Annotated in this window: 7 protein-coding genes and 1 pseudogene; 6 read left to right on the top strand and 2 right to left on the bottom strand. The window is 74.7% G+C overall.

Annotated elements, in window-relative coordinates; translation table 11 throughout:
- Positions 1-89: 89 nt before the first annotated feature.
- Together ACFY2B_RS34840 and ACFY2B_RS34835 are read left to right on the top strand one after the other, a co-directional pair.
- Positions 90-699: pseudogene (locus ACFY2B_RS34840) on the top strand (aldo/keto reductase); the annotation flags it as partial.
- A 302-nt stretch (positions 700-1,001) separates the two neighbouring features.
- On the top strand, positions 1,002-2,261 hold the full coding sequence (locus ACFY2B_RS34835; RefSeq protein WP_390767063.1) for a D-alanyl-D-alanine carboxypeptidase family protein: 1,260 nt from the start codon (positions 1,002-1,004) through the stop codon (positions 2,259-2,261).
- 396 nt (positions 2,262-2,657) lie between these two features.
- Here the strand turns inward: ACFY2B_RS34835 and ACFY2B_RS34830 are convergent, their stop codons facing one another.
- Both ACFY2B_RS34830 and ACFY2B_RS34825 read right to left on the bottom strand, forming a co-directional pair.
- Positions 2,658-3,416 carry an SDR family oxidoreductase gene (locus ACFY2B_RS34830; RefSeq protein ID WP_390767062.1) on the bottom strand — a complete coding sequence of 253 codons (759 nt, stop codon included), beginning with the start codon at positions 3,414-3,416 and terminating at the stop codon, positions 2,658-2,660.
- A gap of 109 nt (positions 3,417-3,525) precedes the next feature.
- Positions 3,526-4,533, bottom strand: a complete 1,008-nt coding sequence (locus ACFY2B_RS34825) for a Gfo/Idh/MocA family protein (protein ID WP_390767061.1) — start codon at positions 4,531-4,533, stop codon at positions 3,526-3,528.
- Positions 4,534-4,749: 216 nt separating this feature from the next.
- Here ACFY2B_RS34825 and ACFY2B_RS34820 point away from each other — a divergent pair, with 216 nt between their 5' ends.
- The 4 genes from ACFY2B_RS34820 to ACFY2B_RS34805 all read left to right on the top strand — a co-directional run bounded on the left by ACFY2B_RS34820 (position 4,750) and on the right by ACFY2B_RS34805 (position 8,711).
- The gene (locus ACFY2B_RS34820) at positions 4,750-5,985 is read left to right on the top strand and encodes a serine hydrolase domain-containing protein (RefSeq protein ID WP_390767060.1); all 1,236 of its coding nucleotides are present in this window, start codon (positions 4,750-4,752) and stop codon (positions 5,983-5,985) included.
- Between the two features lie 247 nt (positions 5,986-6,232).
- Positions 6,233-7,240, top strand: a complete 1,008-nt coding sequence (locus ACFY2B_RS34815; RefSeq protein ID WP_390767059.1) for a small ribosomal subunit Rsm22 family protein — start codon at positions 6,233-6,235, stop codon at positions 7,238-7,240.
- A 22-nt stretch (positions 7,241-7,262) separates the two neighbouring features.
- Positions 7,263-7,877 carry a TetR/AcrR family transcriptional regulator gene (locus tag ACFY2B_RS34810; protein WP_390767058.1) on the top strand — a complete coding sequence of 205 codons (615 nt, stop codon included), beginning with the start codon at positions 7,263-7,265 and terminating at the stop codon, positions 7,875-7,877.
- Between the two features lie 96 nt (positions 7,878-7,973).
- Positions 7,974-8,711, top strand: a complete 738-nt coding sequence (locus tag ACFY2B_RS34805) for a bifunctional DNA primase/polymerase (RefSeq protein WP_390767057.1) — start codon at positions 7,974-7,976, stop codon at positions 8,709-8,711.
- Positions 8,712-8,722: the final 11 nt, after the last annotated feature.

Genomic DNA, 8,722 nt, shown 5'->3' with positions numbered 1-8,722 from the left:
GCCGGAAGGGCAGTCGTCAGGCGCGCTCGTCGCGTCAAGCCCGCCACCGCAAGGTAGGTAGGAATCTCCCGGCTTCAGCCGGGAGAGCACTTCAACAACTGCACCTGTCCGACGCCGACGCCCCGACGCCACGCCCACCTGGCCCGGGCGGCCGAACTGCGGGACCTGTGCGAGGAGTTCGTGGCCCAGGGACTCATCCGCGCCTACGCCTGGAGCACCGACGACCCGGCCCGCGCCGCCCTCTTCGCCGAGGGCCCGCACTGTACGGCCGTCCAGCACACGCTCAATGTCTTCCACGACGCACCCGCACTCCTGACGCTGTGTGCGGAGTCGGACCTGGCGAGCGTCAACCGCAGCCCGCTGGCCATGGGGCTGCTGACCGGGAAGCGGCACGGGCCGCCGCCCGCCGGGGACATCCGCAGCAGGCCGCCCGCCTGGCTGCCGGGCTTCGGCGGCGACGGCTCCGGCGCCGACCCGCGGTGGCTCGCCCGCGTGGACGCGCTGCGCTCCGTCCTCACCAGCGACGGCCGTACGCCCGCCCAGGGCGCCCTCGCCTGGCTGTGGGCGCGCAGCCCGCGTACCGTGCCGATCCCGGGTTTCCGTACGGTCGCCCAGGCGGAGGAGAACGCCGGCGCCATCGTGAAGGGGCCGCTCACCGCCGGGCAGCTGGCCGAGGTCGACCGGATACTCGGCAGGTGAGCGGCCCGGCCGGGCCACCGCGGCCCGGCCCGCCGTGACCGAGCCGCCGTGTCCGTGGCCGACCGCCGAGCCGCCGCCGCGCCCGCGGCCGACCCCCCTGTGCCGCTGCCGTGCCCGCGGCCGACCCCCGTGCCGCCGCTGTGCCTGCGGCCGAAGCCGGGCAGGAATCTTCCTGGGTGGAGGATGTGCGAGGGCTGAGTGAGCGAGGTGCCGGACTGGGATTTTCATAAAACAGCAAATTCCTGGCTCGATGCGGCTCCTCGGCCGCGGACGCCCCGTGGACTGCGTGTACGGTCCCTGGGATGCGCGAAAGTTCCCGGCTCACGCGGCGTGCCGCCCTCGGCCTCACGGCCGCCGCCCTTCCCCTGTCCGCCGCCGCTCCCGCGACCGCCGCGAGTCCGGCCGTGATCGGCGGTGAGCTGCTGGCCCGCTCCGGGGTCCAGGTCCGCGGGGCCACCGGGCTGCCCGCGAAGCTCACGGCACGCTCATGGCTGATCGCCGACCGTGAGAGCGGAGAGGTGCTCGCCGCGTACGACGCACACCGGCGGCTGGCGCCGGCGTCCACGCTGAAGATGCTGTTCGCGGACACCGTGCTGGGCAAGTTCGACCGTACCGACAGGCACAAGGTGACCGACGATGACCTGGCCGGGATCCCGTCCGGTTCCAGCCTCGTCGGGATCAAGCCAGGGATCACCTACACCGTCGAGGAGCTGTGGCAGGGCGTGTTCCTGCGCTCGGGCAACGACGCGGTGCACGTGCTGGCCCACATGAACGGCGGGGTGGCGAAGACGGTCGCCGAGATGCAGGCCAAGGCGCGGGACCTGCAAGCCCTGGACACCCGGGTGGTCAGCCCCGACGGCTTCGACCACGAGGGGCAGCTGTCGTCGGCGTACGATCTGACGGTCTTCGCCCGGCACGGGCTGAAGGACGCCGACTTCCGCGGCTACTGCGCCACCCGGACCGCCGACTTCCCGGCGGGCGGCAAGAAGACGTTCCAGATCCAGAACACCGACCGCTTGCTCACGGGCGCGTGGGGTCTGGACCGGTACGAGGGCCTGATCGGGGTGAAGAACGGCTACACCAGCAACGCCGGCAACACCTTCACGGGTGCCGCGACCCGGGACGGGCGCACCCTGCTGGTCACCGTGATGCACCCGGGGGCCGGCAGCAACGCCGTGTACGAGGAGACGGCGGCGCTCCTCGACTGGGGTTTCGGGAAGGGCGCCGCGGCGCAGCCGGTGGGTGTGCTGGTCGACCCGCTCAGCGAAGGCGGCGCGCAGGCGAGCCCGCAGCCGGCGCGCGGCGCCGCGGGAGCCGCCGGAGCGTCGGCGGCCGCGGCGACGTCGAAGGGCACCTCGTCCTGGCGTCTGCTGGAGGGCGCGGCCAGCACGGTCGCGCTGCTCGGCGCGGGCGTCTGGGCGCTGCGCCGCCGCAGGTCGGCGGCGTCCGCGCCCGCGGTTCAGGCGGCGGGAGCGGCGGGGGCCGAAGCGAACTCCGAACCCGGGACCAGCACCGGGACCGGCGCCGACCGTCGTCGCCCCCGGGCCCGGCACCGCAACTGAGCCGATCGGCGCCACCCCCGGGCTCGGGCCCGGCACCGCGACAGAGTTGATCGGCGCCACCCCCGGGCTCGGGCCCGGCACCGCGACAGAGTTGATCGGCGCCACCCCCGGGCTCGGGCCCGGCACCGCGACAGAGTCGAGCGGTGCCGGGCGGCCGACGTCCGCGGCAGCCGTTCCACCCCCGGTGCGCACCTCGCGCCTGCGCGAGGTCCACCCCCACCCGGGCCCGGTGGAACGGCTGCCGCCCCTCCCCCCTCGATGTGGTCCGCGGAACTGCGTTGCCCCAAGTGTGAAGCTTCGATGGAGGAAAGTTGAGCACAGGTCCACTACCGGCCGCAATGGGCCGGAGAATCAAACTCCGTCCGCCCGAGGGGAGTTGACGGCGCGCAGGGCCGCTCAGCCCCGGCCCACGTACGGCATCGCGGTCGCCAGCACCGTCGCGAACTGCACGTTCGCCTCCAGCGGAAGCTCGGCCATGTGCCGCACGGTGCGGGCCACGTCGGCGGCGTCCATCACGGGTTCCGGGGCCACTTCCCCGTTCGCCTGCAATGCGCCCGTCTCCATCCGGAGCGTCATGTCGGTGGCCGCGTTGCCGATGTCGATCTGCCCGACCGCGATGCCGTGGGCCCGGCCGTCCAGGGACAGTGACTTGGTCAGGCCGGTCAGCGCGTGCTTGGTCGCGGTGTACGCGGCCGACTGCGGCCGGGGCGTGTGCGCCGAGATCGAGCCGTTGTTGATGATCCGGCCGCCACGGGGGTCCTGCCCCTTCATCTGCCGGTACGCCGCCTGCGCACACAGGAACGCCCCGTTGAGGTTGGTGTCCACCACGTGCCGCCAGGCGTCGTAGGGCAGGTCCTCGACCGGGACGCCGCCGGGGCCGAAGGTGCCCGCGTTGTTGAACAGCAGGTCGACCCGGCCGAAGCGGTCCACCGTGGCCGCGAACAGCGCGGCCACGTCGTCCGGCTGCGACACGTCCGTGCGCACGGTGAGCGAGTCCTGCGCCGGCACCAGCGCCGCCGTCCCGGCGAGCCGCTCGGCCCGCCGCCCGGCGAGCGCCACCGACCAGCCCGCGCGCAGCAGTTCCACGGCGACCGCCCGCCCGATACCGGACCCGGCGCCGGTCACCACCGCGATCTTCGAATCCCTGTCAGTCATGGCTGAGCAGCGTAGGCGGCGGATCCGCCCCGCGGAATCCGATGTCCGCCGGACGGCGGTCCCGGCCACGGGCTGTCGGACGGCCACATGCTGTCGGACGGCCGCCGGCTCAGACGGCGACGGCCTCCCCCGGATACCGCACGCCGACCCGCTCCCGGACCGTGTCCAGCGTGCGCATCACGGCGAGCGTGCCGGAGAGCGGGACCAGCGGGGACTCCCGCTCGCCCGCCCGCAGCGCCCGCATCACCTCCGCCGCCTCGTGCCGCAGCGTGTTCCGGGGGCCGTCGGCCGCGTCGAGGACGAACTCCTCGGGGTCGCGCCCGGCCCGGTGCAGCACGAACCGCTCCGGGTTGAAGAAGCCGTCCGGGATGTCGATCCGGCCCTGCGACCCGGTCACCGACGCGGCCACCGCCGTACCGCCGACGATCGAGGAGTGCACCGAGGCCAGCGCCCCGCCGTCCCAGGACAGCAGCGCGCCCGTCTGGAGGTCGACGCCCTCGGGGGACAGGACCGCGCGGGCGTCGAGCCCGGTCGGCTCGCCGAGCAGCAGTTGGGCGAACGAGACCGGGTAGACCCCGAGGTCCAGCAGCGCGCCGCCGCCCTGCGCCGGGTCACGCAGCCGGTGCGCGGGCGGGAACGGGCCCGAGAGGCCGAAGTCGGCCTGCACGGTGCGCACGTCGCCGATCGCCCCGTCGTCTACCAGCGCCTTGAGCCGCCGGACCAGCGGATTGCAGTACATCCACATCGCCTCCATCAGGAAGCGCCCGTGCTCGCGCGCCAGCGCGACCAGTTCCCCGGCCTCGTGCGCGTTCAGGGTGAACGCCTTCTCGCACAGCACGTTCCGCCCGGCCGCCAGGCACAGGCCGGCCGCCGCCCGGTGCGCCGCGTGCGGGGTGGCGACGTACACGACGTCGATGTCCTCGTCCCGGGCCAGTGACTCCCAGTCGCCGTACGCCCGCGGGATCCCGAACCGCTCCGCGAACGCCCGCGCCGACTCCTCGGTCCGCGAGGCCACCGCCACGATCTCGGCGTCCGGCAGATCCACCAGCGCAGCCGCGAACGAGGCCGCGATACCGCCCGTCGCCAGGATGCCCCACCGCACGTTCCGCTCCGCCATTCGAGCCCGCCTCGCTCATGAGTACCTCGACAGTGTGTACGACCTGAGAGCATAGGTGCCGCTCGGCCGCGCGGACCGCGTGCACCGGCCGGCGGGGGAGAGCGTTGCCGGGGCCGGGGCCCGCTCGCCGATGCCGCCGGACAGCGCACCGGCACCCCGACCGCCGTCGTCCAACCGGTGGAAACGTGCTGGTGCCAGGGCCTGTTTCATGGGAACGTGCCCTCCCCGGAACGCACGCGCGAGCGCGGAGAAGCGGAGAACGGGGGCCGTCGTCCGCTCCGGCACGGCCGTGATCATGGGGGAGGACGACTGAACACGCCGAGACTGCGTGTCGGCACACCGGAACGGGCCGGGCTCGACCGCGCGGAACTCCAGAGTCTCGTCCAGGAGGCGCACGATCTCACCCGAGGGGCGCGGCCCTGGGCGGCGGGTGTCGTCGTGGTCGCCGGACGCGGGCCGGTGATCGCCGTACAGGAGACGGCGGGCTGGGCGGTCCGCTACAGCGCGTACGACTCCGGGACGGACAGCGGTGTCGAACTGCCGCCCGCGGCCCGGGTGCCGGTGACCGTCGACACTCCCTTCGACCTGGCCTCCCTCACCAAGCTGTTCACGTCCGTCGCGGTCGTGCAGCAGATCGAGCGGGGCACCCTCGACCTCGACGCACCGGTCTGCGTCCATCTGCCGGAGTTCCGGGCCGTGGCCCGGCACGGCGTCACGGTACGCCAGCTGCTCACCCACACGTCCGGGCTGCGGCCCGAACTCCCGCTGTACGACTGCCCGGACGACCCGGCCCGGCTGGCGATGCTGCGCGCGGAGGCACCGACGGGACCGGCCGGGCAGTACCGCTACTCCGACCTGAACATGCTGCTGCTCCAGCTCCTGCTGGAGCGGATCACCGGGCGCACCCTGGACGCCCTGGTCCACGAGGGCATCACCCGGCCGCTGGGGATGCGGGCCACCCGGTTCGGACCCTGTCCGGGCGCCGCGGCCACCGAGGACCAGCGCCGGCCCTGGGCCAAGGCGGACCGGGGGATGCTGCGGGGCGTGGTGCACGACGAGAACGCGTGGGCGCTGGGCGGGGTCGCGGGCCACGCGGGACTGTTCTCCACGGGCCGGGACCTGGCGGTCTTCTGCCGGGCGCTGCTGGCGGGCGGACAGTACGGGCCCGCGCGCATCCTCGGCCCGGACCTCACGGAACTGCTGCTGACCGCGCCGGGCCTGGGCTTCGCCGTCGACCAGCGGTGGTTCATGGGGGAGCTGGCGGGGCGCGGCGCGGCCGGGCACACCGGCTTCACGGGGACCTCACTGGTCCTGGACCCGGCCACCGACACCTTCCTGGTGCTGCTGGCGAACACCGTGCACCCGCGCCGGCGCGAACCGGACAGCACCCCACGGGCCCGCGCCGCGACCCATCTGGCCCGGGCGATACGCCGTATCCCCGCCGCGGACTGAGCCCCGCGGGGCCGGGGCCGCCTGCATCCCGGGGCCGGGGGAAGCGAGGTCCGGCCGGGCGGACGAGCGGTCCGTGTGGCCCACGTCCAGGTCGCGGGGGACGACGGGAGGGCCCACCGCGCGGCGCGAGACGACGCGTGTACGACAGCGGCTCTCGGTCCGCCGCGCCGGAGCGGCCCCTCGGGCCTCCGGCCCCCACGGGCTCACTCCCGCTCGGACCCCGGGAACGGGTTCGTACAATCGGCGGGTGACACAGCCCGTGCAGCCCGTGCAACCCGTACGTCCCGCCGAACGGCTCCGGGCCGCGCTCGCCGGTCTGCTCGACGGACTGCCGCCGTCGCAGGCCGGACCGGCCGTTGAGCGGCTGATCGCCCACTACCGCGGGGCCACCCCGACCGACGTGCCGATCCTGCGGGACCGCGCCGACGTCGCCGCGTACGCCGCGTACCGGATGCCCGCGACCTTCGCGGCGGCGCGGGCCGCGCTCGGCGCATTCGCGGACGCCGTGCCCGGCTGGACGCCGGACGGCCACACCGACCTCGGCGGCGGCACCGGCGCCGCGACCTGGGCGGTCGGCGCCACCTGGGCGGGCACCCGGCCGGTGACCGTGCTGGACTGGGCCCAGCCCGCGCTCGACCTCGGCCGGGAGATCGCCGCCGCCGACCCGGCGCTGCACGGCGCCCGGTGGCTGCGGGCCCGGATCGGCGCGGCCCTCACCCTCGACCCCGTCGACCTCGTCACCGTCTCCTACGTCCTCAACGAACTGTCCGTGGCCGACCGCGCCGCCCTCGTCGACGCGGCCGCGGCCGCCGCGCAGAACGTCGTGATCGTCGAGGCCGGCACCCCCGACGGCTACGCCCGCGTCATCGAAGCCCGGGACCGGCTCATCGGCGCCGGGTTCCGCGTCGCCGCGCCCTGCCCGCACAGCGCCGCCTGCCCCATCGCGCCCGGCACGGACTGGTGCCACTTCTCGGCCCGGGTCAGCCGTTCCTCCCTGCACCGGCAGGTCAAGGGCGGCTCGCTGCCGTACGAGGACGAGAAGTTCAGCTACGTCGCCGCCACCCGCCGCCCGGCCGGACCGGCGCCCGCCCGCGTGGTCCGGCGTCCGCAGATCCGCAAGGGACAGGTCCTGCTCGACCTGTGCGAGAGCGGTGAGCGGCTGGTCCGTACGACGGTCACCAAACGCCATGGCGGGCTGTACAAGGCGGCCCGGGACGCCGACTGGGGAGACCCCTGGCCGCCGTCCGGGGCGTGAGGCCATGGGCTAGCTTCACCCCATGCCCAACAAGCCCGTCCCCGACACCACCCGCCGCAGCGAGCGGTCGCGCCGCGCGATCTACGCCGCCGCCCTCGCGCTCGTCGCCGAGGTCGGGTACCCGAAGACCACCGTCGAGGCGATCGCCGCCCGTGCCGGGGTCGGCAAGCAGACCATCTACCGGTGGTGGCCGGCGAAGGCGGACGTCCTCCTTGAGGCATTCCTCGACCTGGCCGAGCAGTCCGCCCAGGAGCTGGGCCAGGCGCCGTACACCATCCCGGACAGCGGAGACCTCGCCGCCGACCTCAGGGCGGTGCTGCGGGCCACCGTCGACGAACTGCTCGACCCCCGGTTCGAGGCCCCCTCCCGCGCCCTCGCCGCCGAGGGCGTGGTCAACGAGCAACTGGGCCGCGAATTCGTCGCCAAACTGCTCGAACCACAGCTCCAGCTGTACGTCGACCGGCTGCGTTCCGCCCAGGACGCGGGGGCGGTACGGGCCGACGTGGACCCGCGCGTCGCCCTGGAACTGTTCGTGTCGCCGCTGGCCCAGCGCTGGCTTCAGCACACCGGACCGATCTCCCACGCGTACACCGACACCCTGGTCGACTACGCCCTCAACGGGCTCGCCCCGCGCTGACCGGGACCGCCCGGACGGGGGCCGCGGTCCCCCGCGGCGCGGGATGGTGGGACCATGAGGGAAGTTGTCCGCACATAAGCGAGGGCGAGGCGATAGATGAGCGGGACGTTCGGCGGCCGGACCGGCCGGCAGAGCAAACTCTCCCAGTGGCTGCGGGGCCGCCGCCCGCCACAGACCGCCGGCGACGGCGGCCGTGAGGAACTGCTGCTGGCCGCCGCCCAAGCCGGACTGCCCCTCGCGCCCGCCGCCCACCCCGCCCCCGGCTACCGCTGTTCCTGCGACCGGGTCGGCTGTCCCACCCCCGCCCGGCACCCGGTGTCGTTCGCCTGGCAGACGCAGTCCACCACCGACCGCGCCCAGATCGAGCGCTGGGCCCGCAACCAGCCGCAGGCCAACTTCATCACCGCGACCGGCATGGTGCACGACGTCCTCGACGTGCCGCTGGCGGCCGGGCGGTATGCGCTGCGGCGGCTGCTCGACTCCGGTGTCGAGACCGGCCCGGTCGCCGAGAGCGACGACGGCCGCATGCTGTTCTTCACCCTCACCCGCGGCACCCCCGAGGACGAGGACGAGTGGTGGCCGTGCGAGCTGGACTGCCACCCCGAGACCATGGACGAGCACCCCGGCCTGCGCTGGCACTGCCGCGGCTCGTACGTGCTGGTGCCGCCCGCCCGGCTGCCCGGCGACGACGACCAGCGGGTGCGCTGGGTGCGCGGCCCGGAGCATCCGCTGCCCGACCCGCTCAGCCTCCTGGAAGCCCTCACCGACGCCTGCGCCCGCCACGCGGGCGAGGAGACCGACCACGCGGCGACGGCCTGGCCGCTGCGCCGCTGAGCCGCCGCGCC

This window comes from Streptomyces sp. NPDC001270 (assembly GCF_042896695.1).
In the GTDB taxonomy this organism is placed as follows: domain Bacteria; phylum Actinomycetota; class Actinomycetes; order Streptomycetales; family Streptomycetaceae; genus Streptomyces.
The sequence above is the reverse complement of the archived record's forward strand: the minus strand, read 5'-3'. Positions and strand labels throughout refer to the sequence as shown.